Raw genomic sequence first — 15,540 nt, 5'->3', positions numbered from 1 at the left:
CGTGCGCCGCCTGATGGGCGTGCTGCGCACGCCGCTCGGCCTGACGGCCACCGTGCTGTCCCTCGGAGTCCTCGTGCTGGCCGTCGTCGCCCCGATCCTCTGGACCGACGACGCGGAAGCGGTCGACACGAGCAACATCCTGGCCCCGCCGTCGAGCGAGCACTGGGCCGGCACCGACAACCTCGGTCGCGACATCCTCTACCGGACGCTGGTCGCCACGCGCCTCTCCGTCGAGCTGGCGCTGGCCGCGACCCTGATCGCGGTCACCGTCGGTCTCCTGCTGGGCACAGCGGCGTTCGTGCTGGGCCGTCGTCCCGGTCGGCTGGTGGGCGCCGGCATCAACATCGCCGTCGCGTTCCCGGGCATCCTGCTCGCGCTGTTCTTCGCGGTCATCTTCGGCGTCGGAGCCACGGGAGCCGTCCTCGCCATCGGTCTGGCGGGCGCACCGGCGTTCGGTCGGCTCACCCAGACCCTCGTGGCGTCCGTGGCGGCCCGCGACTACGTCGCCGCCGCCAGCGTCGCCGGCGTCGGACGCCTCCGCTCGCTCTTCCGCCACGTGCTGCCGAACATCTCCGAGCCGCTCGTCGTCAACGCCACCATCAGCGCCGGCGGCGCGCTGCTCGCGTTCGCGGGTCTCTCGTTCCTGGGTCTCGGCGTGCAGCAGCCCCAGTACGACTGGGGCCGGCTGCTCTTCGACGGCATCAGCTCGCTCTACGTCAACCCGTGGGCCGCCCTCGCGCCCGGCATCGCCGTGATCATCGCGGGCCTGGCATTCAACCTCTTCGGCGAGTCGGTCGCGAAGGCGTTCGGCGTCGGCGTGGTCGGTGGCATCCCCGAGCTGCCGTCGGTCGCGGCCCACCTCGACGACGTCGCACCCGTCGAGGACGCGGGACACGCGCCGGAGGACGTCGTGCTCGACGTCCGCGACCTGCGGGTCACGTTCCCCGGCCCGAACGGTCCGATCCGCCCGGTGCGCGGCGTCTCGTTCGCCGTCCGGCGCGGCGAGGCCATCGGCGTCGTGGGGGAGTCGGGCTCCGGCAAGTCCCTGACGGCGCTCGCGATCTCGCGGCTCGTCGACGACTCCGGCCGCGTCGAGGCGGACCGCCTCGAGCTGCTCGGGAGCGACCTGCGCGCCGCCGACACCAAGGCCCAGCGGCAGCTGCTCGGGACCTCGCTCGCGATGGTCTTCCAGGACCCGATGACGTCGTTCAACCCGACCCAGCGGATGGGCGGCCAGCTCGCCGAGTCGGCGCGGCACCACCAGGGCCTGAGCCGCAAGGACGCGCTGGCGCGCGCCGTCGACCGGCTCCGCGCCGTGCGCATCAGTGACCCCGAGACCCGGGCACACCAGTACCCGCACGAGTTCTCCGGCGGCATGCGGCAGCGGGCGATGATCGGCATGGGTCTGATGGGCTCGCCCGCGCTGATCGTGGCCGACGAGCCGACCACCGCGCTCGACGTGACCGTGCAGCAGCAGGTGCTCGACCTGCTCGCCGACATCCGGGCCGCCGACGACGTCGCGCTGCTGCTGATCAGCCACGACGTCAGCGTCGTCGGCGAGGTCTGCGACCGGGTGCTCGTCATGTACGCCGGCCGCATCGTCGAGGACCTGCCGGCCGCCGGCCTGGAGAGCGCCGCTCGGCACCCCTACACCCGCGCGCTCGTGGCCGCGGTGCCCGACATGGCCACCGACATCGACCAGCCGCTCGCGGTGATCCCGGGCCGCCCGGTCGACCCGTCCGACGTACCAGCCGGGTGCGCGTACGCCGCCCGCTGCCCGCTCGCGTCCGCGCGCTGCCGCGCCGAGGACCCGCCGCTGGTGACGGAGCCCGACGGCAGCCGGGTCGCCTGCTGGCACGCCGGTGAGCCGATCGCGATCGAGATCCGGGACCGGGAGCTGGACCACGAGCTCGAGGAGGTGGAGGCGTCATGAGCGAGCTCCGCTTCGAGGACGTCACCGTCCGCTACGGCCACTACACCGCGGTCGACCAGGTCAGCCTGACCGTCCCGGCCGGCCAGATCGTCGGGCTGGTGGGGGAGTCCGGCTCCGGCAAGTCCACGCTCGCCCGCGCGGCGGTCGGCCTCGTCCCGCTCGACGCCGGCCGGATCCTGCTCGACGGGGAGCCGGTGCCCACCCGCGGCCGGCGCCGCCCGCTGCAGATGGTCTTCCAGGACCCCTACTCGTCGCTCGACCCCCGGATGACCATCGGGGAGAGCATCTCCGAGGCCATGGCCCCGGGGGGATCGCGCGCCGAGCGGCGGGCCGAGGTCGGTCGGCTGCTCGAGCTCGTCCACCTCGACCCCGCACGCGCGGGCGCTCGGCCCTCCGAGCTGAGCGGCGGTCAGCGCCAGCGGGTCGCCCTGGCCCGGGCGCTCGGCGGGCGGCCGAGCGTGGTCGTCGCCGACGAGATCACCTCCGCGCTCGACGTCTCCATCCAGGGCGCCGTGCTCAACCTGGTGCGCGAGCTCCAGCGTGAGCTCGGGCTCTCGATGCTCTTCATCTCGCACAACCTCGCCGTCGTCCGCTACGTCGCGACCCACGTCGCGGTGATGCACCAAGGGCGGATCGTCGAGCAGGGCCCCACCGCCCAGGTGCTGGCCGAACCCGATCACGACTACACGCGCGCGCTGCTGGCCGCCGTCCCCGGAAAGAGGAGCCTCTGATGACCGATCAGCTCGACGCCGCCCACTGGCAGCAGCGCCTGCAGGTGCTGGCCGAGAAGCACAAGGTGCCCGGCGCCCAGCTCGGCATCCTCGTCGGCGACGAGGTCCTCGAGACGGCGTACGGCGTGCTCAACAAGCGCACGGGCCAGCCGGCCACCACCGAGTCCGTCTTCCAGATCGGCTCGATCAGCAAGGTCTGGACGGCGACCGTCGTCATGCAGCTCGTCGACGAGGGCAAGCTCGCGCTCGACACCCCGGTCGTCGAGGTGGTCCCCGAGCTCCAGCTCTCCGACCCCGACGTCACCAAGCGCCTCACGATCTGGCACCTGCTGACCCACACCAGCGGCCTCGACGGCGACGTCTTCACCGACACCGGCCGCGGCGACGACTGCCTGGAGAAGTACGCCGCGCTCTTCGCCGACGTCGCGCAGAACCACCCGCTCGGCGCGACCTGGTCCTACTGCAACTCCGGCTGGTCGCTGCTCGGCCGGGTGATCGAGAAGGTCGACGGCAAGACCTGGGACCAGGCCATGAAGGACCGGCTCTTCACGCCGCTCGGTCTCGACCACACGATGACGCTGGCCGAGGAGGCGATCCTCTTCGGGGCGGCGGTCGGCCACGTCGAGGCCGAGGGCGAGCAGGTGCCGACCCCGGTGTGGGACCTGCCGCGCTCGGTCGGCCCGGCCGGCCTGATCAAGTCGACGGTCAAGGACGTGCTCGGCTTCGCGCGGATGCACCTCTCCGGCGGGCAGGCCCCCGACGGCACCCAGGTGCTGTCGCCCGAGTCGACCGAGGCGATGACCCGGCACGAGGCCGACCTGCCCGACAAGCTCATCCTCGGCGACTCCTGGGGACTCGGCTGGATCCGCTTCGACTGGCACGGCCACCGGCTGGTCGGCCACGACGGCAACACCCTGGGCCAGGCCGGCTTCCTGCGCCTGCTGCCCGACCTCGTCAACGGGCAGGGCGTCGCGGTGGCCCTGCTCACCAACGGCGGGCACACCCGCGATCTCTACGAGGACCTCTACCGCGAGATCTTCCGCGCGGTGGCCGGCGTCGAGATGTCGGAGCCGTTCACCCCGCCGGCCGAGCCGGTCGACGTCGACGTCACGCCGTACCTCGGCACCTACGCCCGCTCCTCCGTGCGCATGGAGGTGCTCGCCGGCGACGACGGTCCCCGGCTGCGGACCACGATCCTCGGCCCGCTGGCCGAGATGGTGCCGGACCCGGTGGACGAGTACCCGATGGTCCCGGTCGGCCCGGCGCTGTTCGCCGTGAAGCCGCCGGAGGCCGACACCTGGGCGCCGGTGACCTTCTACGAGCTGGAGACCGGGGAGCGCTACGTGCACTTCGGCGTCCGCGCGACTCCGCGGGTGGACTGATGGACCTGCACGCGCTCCTCGACGACATCCGCGAGATGGTCGAGTGCGAGTCGCCCTCGGCCGACCTCGTCGCCGTCGCGCGGAGTGCCGACGTGGTCGCGCGGATCGGCGAGCGCCGGCTCGGTGCGGCGCCGGAGCACATCGTCCTCGACGGCCGCACCCACCTGCGCTGGCGGTTCGGCACCGGGCCGACGCGGGTGCTGGTGGTCGGCCACCACGACACGGTGTGGCCGGTGGGCTCGCTCGCGGTCCACCCGTGCACGATCGAGAACGGCGTCCTGCGCGGGCCGGGCTGCTTCGACATGAAGACCGGCGTGGCCATGGCGATCCACGCGATCGCCGGCCTCGAGGACTGCGACGGCGTCACCCTGCTGGTCACCGGCGACGAGGAGCTGGGCTCGCCGAGCTCGCGCTCGCTGATCGAGGACGAGGCGCGAGGCGCCGACGCGGCACTGGTGCTGGAGGCCTCGGCCGACGGCGGCGCGCTCAAGACCGAGCGCAAGGGCGTCTCCCTGTACGACGTCCGCGTCCTCGGCCGCGCCGCGCACGCCGGCCTCGAGCCCGAGCGCGGGGTCAACGCCACCGTCGAGCTCGCCCACCAGGTGCTCCAGGTCAACGCGCTCGGCTCGCCGCTGGAGGGCACGACCGTGACGCCCACGGCGTCCGGCACCGGCACGACGACCAACACCGTGCCGGCCGGCGGCTCCTTCGCCGTCGACGTCCGGGTCCGCACGGTCGCGGAGCAGCAGCGCGTCGACACCGCGATGCGGTCGATGCGGGCGGTGCTCCCGGGCGCGTCCCTCGAGGTCGGGGGCGGACCGAACCGACCTCCGCTCGCGGCCGACGACTCGGCCGCCCTGTACGAGCGGGCGTGCGCGCTCGCCGTGCGCCTCGGTCTCCCGGTGCCGCCGTCCGCCGCCGTCGGCGGCGCGTCGGACGGCAACTTCACAGCCGGGGTGGGCACGCCGACCCTCGACGGTCTGGGCGCCGTCGGGGGCGGCGCGCACGCTGACGACGAGCACGTGCTGGTCGAGGAGATCCCCGGCCGCACGCTGCTCCTGCGCGCGCTGGTCGCCGACCTCCTGGCGCAACCGACGAACGACCGCCACGCGGCTGGTGCGGCACGACCATGACGCGCCCCGAGAACCTCAGCAGCATGAGACCCGTGACCAAGCTGACCGCGGTGGACGCCGACCTGGACCAGGCGGTGCAGGCGGCCGACGCCGCCGCGCTCGCGGCCGGGGTGTCGGTCCGCGAGCTCTCCGACCTCGCCGACCTCGCCGAGGTGGTGCGCCTCTACGCGACGATCTGGGGCCGCACGGACAACCCGCCGATGTCCCTGGAGCTGCTGCGGGCGTTCACGAAGGCGGGCAACTACGTCGGCGGCGCGTTCGACGGCGACCGGTTGGTCGGCGCCTGCGTCGGCTTCTTCCACGCCCCCACCGAGGATGCGCTGCACAGCCACATCGCGGGTGTCGCGCCGGACGTCGTCGGCCGCCACGTCGGGTTCGCGCTCAAGCTGCACCAGCGGGCCTGGGCGATGCTGCGCGGCGTCGGCGAGATCGCCTGGACCTTCGACCCGCTGGTCAGCCGCAACGCCTACTTCAACATCGTCAAGCTCGCCGCCCGCCCGGTCGAGTACCTGCCGAACTTCTACGGCGCGATGCTCGACACCATCAACGGCGAGGACGACTCCGACCGGCTTCTCGTCCGTTGGCGGCTGCGCGACCCCGAGGTCGTCGCCGCCTGCGCGGGCCACGTCCACGGGTCCCAGTACGACGAGGAGGTCGCGGCCGGTGCCGTGGTCGCGCTCGGCGTCGGGGCCGACGGGGGACCGCAGGCGGGCCGGCTGGACGGGCGCGTGCTGCTGGTCGGCGTACCCCCGGACATCGCGGCGCTGCGCGCCGCCGACCTCGACCTGGCGCGCCGCTGGCGCGCCGCCGTGCGGGAGGCGGTGACCGCCCTGGTCGCCGACGGTGCCCGCGTCACCGGCTTCGACCGAGCCGGCTGGTACGTGATGAGGAGAGACTCGTGAAGCTGACCGGGGTCGAGCTGCGGCGGGTGACCATGCCGCTGGTGTCGCCGTTCCGGACGTCCTTCGGGACCCAGACGGCGCGCGAGCTGATGCTGCTGCGCGTGGTCACCGACGAGGCCGAGGGCTGGGGTGAGTGCGTCGCGATGGCGGACCCGCTCTACTCCTCGGAGTACAACGACGCCGCCGCCGACGTGCTGCGCCGCTTCCTGGTGCCGGCGCTGGCCGCGTCCGGCCCGCTCGACGCGCACTCCGTCGCGCACGTCCTCGAGCCGTTCAAGGGCCACCGGATGGCCAAGGCCGCGCTGGAGATGGGCGTCCTGGACGCCGAGCTGCGCACCCAGGGCCGGTCGTTCGCGCGCGAGCTCGGGGCGGTCCACGACCGGGTCCCGTGCGGGGTGTCGGTCGGGATCATGGACAGCATCCCGGCGCTGCTCGACGCGGTCGGCGGCTACCTCGACGAGGGCTACGTCCGGATCAAGCTCAAGATCGAGCCCGGCTGGGACGTCGAGCCCGTGCGGGCGGTGCGCGAGACGTACGGCGACGACGTGCTGCTGCAGGTCGACGCCAACACGGCGTACACGCTCGCGGACGCCCGGCACCTCGCGAAGCTGGACCCGTTCGACCTGCTCCTCATCGAGCAGCCGCTCGAGGAGGAGGATGTGCTGGGCCACGCCGACCTCGCCAAGCTGATCCGGACGCCGGTCTGCCTGGACGAGTCGATCGTCTCGGCGCAGTCCGCGGCGGCCGCGATCCGGCTCGGTGCCGCCGCGATCGTGAACATCAAGCCCGGTCGCGTCGGCGGCTACCTCGAGGCCCGCAAGATCCACGACGTGTGCGTCGCCAACGGCGTCCCGGTCTGGTGCGGCGGCATGCTCGAGACCGGTCTCGGCCGGGCCGCCAACGTCGCGCTGGCCGCGCTGCCGGGGTTCACCCTGCCCGGTGACACCAGCGGGTCGGGGCGCTACTACCGCACCGACATCACGACGCCGTTCGTGCTCGACGACGGGCACCTGTCCGTCCCGACCGGGCCGGGCCTCGGCGTCGTACCGCTCGAGGACGAGCTCGCGGCGGTGACGACGGCGACGGAGTGGCTGCCCGTCTGAGGAGCCGTACGCTGGTGCGCGCCATGACCGTCGTCCCCAACCCCCGACCGCGCGCCAGCCTCGGCCGCGTCCTCGACGACCTCGGCGCGACCCTGCTCGACCTCGTCCAGGGCGACGCCGAGAGCGCCGAGGAGATCGGCGGGGTGGTCATCCACGACCCGGTCGACCTCCCCGTGCTGCCTCCGCACGCCCTGGTGCTCGGCGTCGGGGTCGACGGCCCCGAGGCACTGGTGGCGCTGCTCAAGGAGCTCGGTGCTGCGCGGGCCGCGGGTCTGGTGGTGCGCGCTCCGGTGCCTGCGACGTCCGACGTCCGGGCGGCCGTCGACGCGTCCGGAGTGGCACTGCTCGGGCTGAGCCGCGGTGCGCCCTGGGCGCACCTGGCGGCGATGCTGCGCTCCCTGCTCGCCGAGGGTGACGTCGGCGTGGCCGGCCCGGAGTCGCTCGGCGGCCTCCCGTCCGGCGACCTCTTCGCGGTCGCCAACGCGATCGCCTCGCTGCTCGACGCGCCGATCACGATCGAGGACCGCAGCTCCCGGGTGCTCGCGTTCTCCGGTGGCCAGGACGAGGCCGACCCGTCGCGGGTCGAGACGATCCTGGGTCGTCAGGTGCCGGAGCGGTACTCCCGCTACCTCACCGAGCGCGGGGTCTTCCGCGAGCTGCACCGCAGCGACCGGCCGGTCTTCATCAGTCCGGTCCCCGACGGGGACGACGCGTTCTCGATGCCCCGTGTCGCGATCGCCGTCCGCGCGGGCGACGAGGTGCTCGGCTCGATCTGGGCCGCCGTGAGCGGACCGTTGAGCGAGGAGCGGGCCCAGGCGCTGCAGGACGCCGCGAAGCTGGTGGCGCTCCACCTGCTCCGCGTCCGTGCCGGCGCCGACGTCGAGCGGCGGCTGCGCGCCGACCTGCTCGGCTCGGCGCTCGAGGGCGGGTCCGGAGCGCGCGAGGCCCTGGACCGGCTGGGTCTCACCGGCCAGCCGTTGATGGTCTTCGGGGTGGCGATGTCGGCCGCCGACGGCGCCGAGCCGGTCGACGGCGCCACACTCGCCCGGGAGCGCCAGCGGCTCAGCGACGCCTTCGCGCTGCACCTCTCAGCGGTGCATCCGCGGTCGGCCGCGGCACTGGTCGGCGACGTCACCTACGGCCTGGTGCCGGTGATCGGGCAAGCGACGGAGGGGGAGGAGCGTGCGCAGCGCATCGCCCGCGACTTCCTCGACCGCGTCGGTGACCGCAGCCGCCCGGTGCTGGGCATCGGCCCGGTCGCCAGCGACCTCACCGGGCTCGCGCACTCGCGGGCCTCGGTCGATCGGATCCTCCGGGTGCTCCGCGACGGGCGCGGCGAACGCCGGGCCGCCCGGCTCGACGACATCCAGGTCGAGTCGCTGATGCTCGAGGTCCGCGACCTCGCCGTCGCGCGCGGGGACCGGCCGACCGGCTCCCTGGCCAGGCTCATCGCGTACGACCGCCGCCACCAGAGCGCGCTGGTCGAGACCCTCGAGGCGTGGCTGGACGCCTTCGGCGACGTCACCGCGGCAGCGGAGGCGCTGTATGTGCACCCCAACACCTTCCGCTACCGGCTGCGCCGGGTCGCCGAGGTCGGCGAGCTCAACCTCGCGGACCCGGAGCAGCGGTTCGTCGCGATGCTCCAGCTGCGCGTCCTCGGGAGACCCGAGAGCCCCTGACCGGCTCGACCACGCTGCTCTCTACTCGGACGGCTGCGGCAGGTCCACGTCGTCGCAGTCGATCTTGGGGTTCGCGCCGAGGTAGTTGAGCGGACCGGCGAGGATCGTCAGCGTCGTGTCACCGGCGCTCTTGCAGCTCACGTCGCGGTCGTCGCCGAAGTAGCCGCGCTGGAAGGCGGCCAGCGCACCGATGACGAGCCAGACCACGACGATGATGCCGATGATGGATTTCATGTCGCTGGCTTACCCGCACAGCGCCCGGTCCAACCGTCAGACGCCGCCGGTCGAGTAGGTCGCCTGGTAGGCCTGCAGCGCGGCCCGCCCCTCGGCCAGGTGCCGCTCGAGCTCGTCGACCAGGGTGGCCGCGCCGTCCGTCGACCCCGTGTCGGCGACCAGCTCGATCTCCTGCGCGGTGCGTCCGGCGGCCATCACCCCGAGGTTGAGCGCGCCGCCGGCGAGCTTGTGGGAGACCTGCTTCAGGGCATGTGCGTCGCCGTCGGCCATGGCCTCGCGGATCGACGCGAGCGTCGCCGGCGTGTTGGCCACGAAGTTGCCGATCGCCCGGTCCAGGTAGGCGGTGTTGCCCGGGTCCAGGTCGCGCAGCTCGTCGAGACGCTCGAGCGCGAGCCCGTCGAGAGGGGAGGAGTCCTCGGTCACGAGGGGCAGCGTACGGCGTTCCGCCACCGCCTGTCCGGCTCCGACCCACTGCTCGAGCACGGCGGCGAGCGCACGCGGGTCGACGGGCTTGGTCAGGAAGTCGTCCATGCCGGCCGCCATGCAGCGCTCGCGCTCGCCCTCGACGGCGGCGGCGGTCATCGCGACGATCGGCAGCCGGGTGCCGGTGCCGTCCTCGCCGGCGCGGATCGCGCGCGTCGCCGCGTACCCGTCCATCCGCGGCATCTGCACATCCATCAGCACCAGGTCGTAGCCGCCGCCAGCGAGCACCTCCAACGCGGCCTGGCCGTCGTCGGCCACGTCGGCGTGGTAGCCGAGCGCCTCCAGCAGGCCGCTGGCGACGAGCTGGTTGACCGGGTTGTCCTCGACCACCAGGATCCGGCGGGCGATCGTGGCCTCGGTCGCCGGCTCCGGCTGCGAGTCCGGGCGCGGACCGCGCTGGGCCAGCTCGGCGAGCAGCGCGTGCCGCAGCTCGCCGGCGAGGGTGGGCTTCGCGAGGCAGACGCCGACGCCGGCCTCCCGGAGCCGCGCGGCCGGCGGGGTGCCCGACGAGGTGAGCATGATCAGGCGCAGGTCGGCGTTCGCGGGATCCGCATGCAGCGAGCGGGCCAGGTCCAGGCCGTCGCGGCCCGGCATCGACAGGTCGAGGACCACGGCCTCGAAGGGGTCGCCGCCGGTCCGCGCCGCCGACACCGCGGCCTCCGCGGTGTCGGCGTCCCCGGTGGTGCTCGCGCGGATCCGCCACCGGGCGAGCTGCTCGGAGAGGATCAGCCGGTTGTTGGCGTTGTCGTCGACCACCAGCACGTGCCGGCCCGACAGCCAGCTGCGGCCGTACTCGTCGTCGGGGTCGACGCCGGGGCCGGTGGGCGCGTCCAGCTCGGCCGTGAACCAGAAGACCGAGCCGCCGCCCGGGTTCGCGCGCAGCCCGATCTCACCGCCGAGGGCCTCGACGATCTCCCGGGAGATCGCGAGGCCGAGCCCGGTCCCGCCGTACCGCCGGGTGGTGGAGGCGTCGGCCTGGGTGAAGGCCTCGAAGAGGTGGTCGACCTCGACGTCCGCGACGCCGACGCCGGTGTCGGTCACGGTCACCTGGAGCTGGGCGCCGCCGTCGGCCCGCGGCACGGCGGTGGCCCGGACGAACACCTCGCCGGACTCGGTGAACTTCACGGCGTTGGAGCCGAGGTTCGTCAGCACCTGGGCGAGCCGGGTGGGGTCGCCGTTGAGCACCTCGGGCACGTCGGGGTGGCAGGCGACGATCAGCTCGAGGCCCTTGGCCCGGGCGGCCTCGCCGAGCATGCTGGCGACCTGGTCGAAGACCGCACGCACCTCGAAGTCGAGCTTCTCGAGCTCGAGCATGCCGGCCTCGATCTTCGAGAAGTCCAGGACGTCGTTGATGATCCCGAGCAGCGCCCGGCTGGCCACCTGGACGCCCGACGCCAGCCGGAGCTGTTCCGGGGCGAGCGTGGTCCGCAGCAGCAGGTCGTTGAGCCCGATGACGCCGTTGATCGGGGTGCGGATCTCGTGGCTCATGGTCGCCAGGAACTCCGACTTCTGCCGGGAGGCCTCCATCGCGGCGTCGCGGGCGTCGGCGAGCTCGCGCTCGACGCGCTCGCGCTCGGCGACCCGGCCGAGCTCGACGGCGACCTGCTCGGCCATCGACTCGATCATGTCGAAGCGGTAGAGCGGTGGCGCGGAAGTGATCGTGACGACCGCCCGCACCTCGTCGGCGTAGCGGACCGGGAACGCGACCGTGAGCTGGGAGTCGCTCCAGAGCAGGGTCCGCGTCTCGTAGACCCGGTTGGCCAGCTCGAGCTCCATCGCGGACTCGTCCTGGGTCTCGGCGTCGGCGGCCCGGTCCGCGTCGTCGACGTAGAAGGGGACCAGCCGCTCGCCCGTCCCGTCGGGCACGAACGCCCGGGCCCGCTCCCAGTCGTCGTGCAGCAGCACCAGGTCGCGGGCGCGCCCGAGGACGTCGGTGAGCGTGCGCGCCTCGTTGGCGGCGACCGCGACGGCCTGCATGAGCGCGTTCTGGCGGACCTGGTCCTCGAGCGCGAGGTCGGCGAGCTTGGTCTCGGTGATGTCCTGGTGCGTGCCCGACATGGCGAACACGCGGCCGTCCTCGTCGGCGGTCGACACGCCCCGGCCGCGCGTCCAGACCCAGTCGTCCCCGGCCTGGATGCGGGCGACGAACACGAACTCCTGGGGACTCTTCCGCGCCGCGTGGACGGCCGCGTCCACCTGGTCGCGGTCGCTGGGGTGCACGATCTCGAGGAACTGCTCGTAGGTCGCGGGGAACGACGACGCGTCGAGGCCGTACAGCGCCCGCAGCTCGTCGGACGCGTTGATCTCGTCGGCGTCGACGTCCCACCACCAGCTGCCCAAGCGGGCGATGCGGTGGGCCTCGGCGAGCTGTGCCCGGCTCTCCCGCAGCGCGTCCAGCGCCCGGCGGCGGCCGCTGTAGTCGCTGATCCGGTGGGTGAAGCCGACGACGGCGCCACTGTCGTCGCGGATCTCGATCTCGCTGATCAGCACCCACAGGGAGGTGCCGTCGTGGCGCCAGAACAGGACGTCGACGTCCTCACCGTTGCCGCCGTGGATCCTGAGGTCGTCGATGTGGCGGACGAAGTCCCGCTTGCCCTGCTCGTCGAGCGAGTCCCAGACGGTCACGTGCTGCATCTCGTCGGCGGACACGCCGTACAGCGCGCACATCGCCGGGTTCGCGTAGATGGTGCGACCCTCGATGTCGCAGACCCAGATCGCGTCCGGCGACCTCTCCACGACGTCCCGGTACAGGGCCGACAGCTCCATCAGACCTCCCGCCTCCCACGATAGGGGGCCCGAGGTGGCACCGGAGCCCGTCTCGGCGACGTCGTCAGCTCTCTCCGGCGATGAGGTAGTCGCCGTCCCTGCCCTCGAGTCGCAACGTCACCTCGTCCGAGGCCGTGCTGCCGTCGGCGCGCTCGTACTCCACCCGGTAGGTGACCGTCCCGTTGTCGGGATCGGCCTCGGACGAGACCACGTGCGCGCTGTCGATGGTGCGCCAGAACCTCTGGTACTGCCCGAAGTTGCCGCTCGCCGCCTGGAAGGCCGGCGTCAGCTGGGTCCACGCCGCCTTCGGGTCGCTGGTGACGGTGGAGAGGTAGTCCTCGATGAACGTCGTCATGCCCTCCGCGGTCTTCGCCGGCTCCGGCGCGGGCGCGGACGAGGAGGCCGACGGGTCGGGGGCGGCGCTGCGACCGCCGTCGGCCTGCTCCGGCGTCCCGTCGTCGAGCCCGGCCCACCAGACGGCCAGCAGCACGGCCACCGCGATCCCCGCGACGAGCAGTGCCGGCAGCAGCAGGCCGGGACGACGTCGCGGCGTCACGGGCGGGACGGCGATGGCCCGGGTGGGCTCGGGCGCGGGCACCGGACGTGTTGCGGGAGCCACGACCGGGACGGGCGCGGCGGCGCCGCCCGCCAGGACGTCCCGGACCTGCGTCATCGACCACCGCTGCTCGGGCTCCTGGCACATCGTCGCGTCGAGCACCGGCGCCAGCCACCCGGCCGCCGCGCCCAGCCGCGGCGGGTCCTCGTTCACGATGCGGTAGAGCGCGCCGAGCACGTTGTCGCCCACCTCGTACGGCGGGTGGCCGGCGAGCGCGTGGAAGAGCGTCGCCCCCAGCGACCACACGTCGCTGGCCTGCGAGGCGACCTGGCCCGAGGCGACCTCGGGCGCCAGGTAGGCCGGCGAGCCGGTCACCAGGCCGGTCTGCGTGAGTGAGGCGTCGGCCTGGGCGCGGGCGATCCCGAAGTCGGAGATCTTCACCTGACCGTCAGGCCCCACCAGGATGTTCGACGGCTTCACGTCCCGGTGCACGATGCCGGCGCCGTGCGCCGCGGCGAGCGCGTCCGCGGCCTGGCGCAGCAGCGTCGCGGCCTGGTCGGGGGAGAGCGGCCCGTCGCGGCGGACGAGCTCGGCGAGCGTCACCCCGGGGACGTGCTCCATGACCAGCCAGCGGTCGTCGCCGTCGACGAGGAGGTCGAACACCGCGACGACGTGCGGGTGGTTGAGCCGCGCGGCCAGCCGCGCCTCGCGCTCGGCCCGGTCGAGGTCGGGCTCGCCGCCCCCCGGCCCGAACCCGACCCGCTTGAGCGCGACCGAACGTCCGAGCACCTCGTCGCGGGCGAGCCAGACGGCTCCCATCCCACCACGCCCGATCTCTTGCTCGAGCGTGTACCTGCCACCGATCACAGTCGTCCCTTCGCCGGTTCCGACGAGCGTAGTCAGAGCGCCCATGGCACGCTTGACCCGCACATCCCGACCGGAAAGGTTCCCCGTGAACATCGACCCGACTCTCCTCGACGACCTCGAGTGGCGCGGCCTCATCGCCCACTCGACGGACCTCGACGCGCTGCGTGCCGCGCTGTCCGAGGGGAGCGTGCGGTTCTACGTGGGCTTCGACCCGACCGCGCCGAGCCTGCACATGGGCAACCTCGTCCAGATCCTCACCGCGCGACGCCTGCAGCAGGCCGGGCACACGCCGTACGCACTCGTCGGCGGCGCCACGGGCATGATCGGCGACCCGAAGGAGTCGGGCGAGCGCACGCTCAACTCCCTCGACACCGTGAAGGACTGGGTGGAGCGGGTCCGCCGCCAGATCGAGCCCTTCCTCTCCTTCGAGGGCGACAACGCGGCGACCATGGTCAACAACTACGACTGGACCGCGAGCCTGTCGACGATCGACTTCCTCCGCGACATCGGCAAGCACTTCCCGGTCAACCGGATGCTGGCCCGCGACGTCGTCAAGAGCCGGCTCGACGCCGGCATCAGCTACACGGAGTTCAGCTACGTGCTGCTCCAGTCGATGGACTTCCTCAACCTCTACCGCGACCACGGCGTGACGCTGCAGTTCGGCGGCTCCGACCAGTGGGGCAACCTCACCGGTGGCGTCGAGCTGATCCGCCGCTCCGACGGCGGCAAGGCGCACGCCTTCGCGACGCCGCTCGTGACGAAGGCCGACGGCACCAAGTACGGCAAGACCGAGGGCGGCGCCCTGTGGCTCGACCCCGAGATGATGTCGCCCTACGCCTTCTACCAGTTCTGGCTCAACGTCGAGGACGAGAAGGTCGGCGAGCTGCTGCGGATCTTCACGTTCCTCTCGCGCGCCGAGATCGAGGAGATCGAGGCGCAGCACGCCGAGAAGCCGTTCCTCCGGGCCGGCCAGCGCGCGCTCGCCGAGCAGGTGACGACCCTCGTGCACGGCGCCGAGGAGACCGAGCGGATCAAGGCCGCGTCCGCCGCCCTGTTCGGCGGGGGAGACCTGGCCACCCTCAGCCCCACCACGCTCGGGGCGGCGCTGCGCGAGGCCGGGAGCACCACGGTCGACGGCGACGCCGAGTGGCCGACCGTCGTCGACCTGCTCGTCGCCGCCGGCCTCGCGAAGAGCAAGGGCGAGGCCCGGCGCACCGTCTCCGAGGGGGGCGCCTACGTCAACAACGTGCGCGTCGACGACCCCGACCAGGTGCCTACGCAGGACGACCTGATCGGCGGCAGCTGGCTGGTGCTGCGCCGCGGCAAGAAGAACTTCGCCGGCGTCGAGGTCCGCTGACCCGCGTGTCGGCGCCGATTGGGCCTCTGACCTGCGCAAACGCGTGTGTGGGCGCCGTCACGTTTACTCGATTTGATCTCCGCGGCGCACTCGCATAATGTTCTCCGAGTCGCCAGGAGCGGCGGGAGGCAAGACCAGCAGGTCGGGCCTCCGGCACCGGCGGCCATCTCAGGTGGCACACCACCCTCACCGGTGGCGAAGCGAGTCCGCATCAGGACCCTCCAAAACTCGGTGAAAACAATGGTGCGCGCCCAGATGTAGCGGGAAAGCGGCGGATTTGCGCCGAGCGAAACAAAACCGCTAAGTTAGACGAGTTGCCCCGGACGGGGAGGCCGAGAGGCCGAACCGGCGGTGTGCGTCTGATGTTTGAGAACTCAACAGTGTGTCATAGTCGACGAATTAGTTTGTTATGCC

The 15,540-nt window shown here is 72.9% G+C and carries 11 protein-coding genes; 8 read left to right on the top strand and 3 right to left on the bottom strand.

Annotated features, from left to right (window positions below; translation table 11 throughout):
• The first annotated feature begins 1 nt into the window (after window position 1).
• The 7 genes from HZF07_RS22160 to HZF07_RS22130 are packed head-to-tail and all read left to right on the top strand — an operon-like array spanning window position 2 to window position 8,863.
• Window positions 2–1,933, top strand: a complete 1,932-nt coding sequence (locus HZF07_RS22160; RefSeq protein ID WP_309504926.1) for a dipeptide/oligopeptide/nickel ABC transporter permease/ATP-binding protein — start codon at window positions 2–4, stop codon at window positions 1,931–1,933.
• Window positions 1,930–2,664, top strand: coding sequence for an ABC transporter ATP-binding protein (locus HZF07_RS22155; protein ID WP_157339755.1), 735 nt, complete (start codon window positions 1,930–1,932; stop codon window positions 2,662–2,664). The genes HZF07_RS22160 and HZF07_RS22155 overlap by 4 nt, the downstream gene beginning before the upstream one ends.
• Window positions 2,664–4,046 (top strand): serine hydrolase domain-containing protein, encoded by a 1,383-nt coding sequence (locus HZF07_RS22150; RefSeq protein WP_157339754.1) that lies wholly within the window; start codon window positions 2,664–2,666, stop codon window positions 4,044–4,046. Before HZF07_RS22155 ends, HZF07_RS22150 begins: the two co-directional genes overlap by 1 nt.
• Window positions 4,046–5,179 (top strand): M20 family metallopeptidase, encoded by a 1,134-nt coding sequence (locus tag HZF07_RS22145; protein ID WP_157339753.1) that lies wholly within the window; start codon window positions 4,046–4,048, stop codon window positions 5,177–5,179. The genes HZF07_RS22150 and HZF07_RS22145 overlap by 1 nt, the downstream gene beginning before the upstream one ends.
• Window positions 5,180–5,211: 32 nt before the next feature.
• Window positions 5,212–6,081, top strand: coding sequence for a GNAT family N-acetyltransferase (locus HZF07_RS22140; protein WP_309504925.1), 870 nt, complete (start codon window positions 5,212–5,214; stop codon window positions 6,079–6,081).
• A complete protein-coding gene (menC, locus tag HZF07_RS22135; protein ID WP_181645594.1) occupies window positions 6,078–7,184 on the top strand; it encodes an o-succinylbenzoate synthase in 1,107 nt (368 codons plus the stop codon). The genes HZF07_RS22140 and menC overlap by 4 nt, the downstream gene beginning before the upstream one ends.
• A 23-nt stretch (window positions 7,185–7,207) precedes the next feature.
• Entirely contained in the window at window positions 7,208–8,863 is a 1,656-nt protein-coding gene (locus HZF07_RS22130) for a PucR family transcriptional regulator (RefSeq protein WP_157339751.1), read from the top strand.
• 21 nt (window positions 8,864–8,884) lie between these two features.
• On the opposite strand, the gene HZF07_RS22125 is transcribed toward HZF07_RS22130, so the two are convergent.
• From HZF07_RS22125 to HZF07_RS22115, 3 genes are all read right to left on the bottom strand, one after another.
• Window positions 8,885–9,097 carry a hypothetical protein gene (locus tag HZF07_RS22125; RefSeq protein WP_157339750.1) on the bottom strand — a complete coding sequence of 71 codons (213 nt, stop codon included), beginning with the start codon at window positions 9,095–9,097 and terminating at the stop codon, window positions 8,885–8,887.
• Window positions 9,098–9,133: 36 nt separating this feature from the next.
• Window positions 9,134–12,346 carry a response regulator gene (locus tag HZF07_RS22120; RefSeq protein WP_157339749.1) on the bottom strand — a complete coding sequence of 1,071 codons (3,213 nt, stop codon included), beginning with the start codon at window positions 12,344–12,346 and terminating at the stop codon, window positions 9,134–9,136.
• A gap of 64 nt (window positions 12,347–12,410) precedes the next feature.
• A complete protein-coding gene (locus HZF07_RS22115; RefSeq protein WP_258562839.1) occupies window positions 12,411–13,814 on the bottom strand; it encodes a serine/threonine-protein kinase in 1,404 nt (467 codons plus the stop codon).
• A gap of 40 nt (window positions 13,815–13,854) precedes the next feature.
• Here HZF07_RS22115 and tyrS point away from each other — a divergent pair, with 40 nt between their 5' ends.
• Entirely contained in the window at window positions 13,855–15,126 is a 1,272-nt protein-coding gene (gene tyrS / locus HZF07_RS22110; protein WP_309504924.1) for a tyrosine--tRNA ligase, read from the top strand.
• Window positions 15,127–15,540: the final 414 nt, after the last annotated feature.

The organism is Nocardioides agri (assembly GCF_013778305.1).
Taxonomy (GTDB): domain Bacteria; phylum Actinomycetota; class Actinomycetes; order Propionibacteriales; family Nocardioidaceae; genus Nocardioides; species Nocardioides agri.
This window is presented reverse-complemented; position numbering and strand designations above follow the sequence as displayed.

Bases quoted from the DNA above. Each gene is read 5' to 3' on its own strand.
- HZF07_RS22125 (WP_157339750.1), bottom strand. From the start codon at position 9,097: ATGAAATCCATCATCGGCATCATCGTCGTGGTCTGGCTCGTCATCGGT.
- HZF07_RS22120 (WP_157339749.1), bottom strand. From the start codon at position 12,346: ATGGAGCTGTCGGCCCTGTACCGGGACGTCGTGGAGAGGTCGCCGGAC.
- HZF07_RS22115 (WP_258562839.1), bottom strand. From the start codon at position 13,814: ATGGGCGCTCTGACTACGCTCGTCGGAACCGGCGAAGGGACGACTGTG.
- HZF07_RS22150 (WP_157339754.1), top strand. From the start codon at position 2,664: ATGACCGATCAGCTCGACGCCGCCCACTGGCAGCAGCGCCTGCAGGTG.
- HZF07_RS22130 (WP_157339751.1), top strand. From the start codon at position 7,208: ATGACCGTCGTCCCCAACCCCCGACCGCGCGCCAGCCTCGGCCGCGTC.
- HZF07_RS22145 (WP_157339753.1), top strand. From the start codon at position 4,046: ATGGACCTGCACGCGCTCCTCGACGACATCCGCGAGATGGTCGAGTGC.
- HZF07_RS22155 (WP_157339755.1), top strand. From the start codon at position 1,930: ATGAGCGAGCTCCGCTTCGAGGACGTCACCGTCCGCTACGGCCACTAC.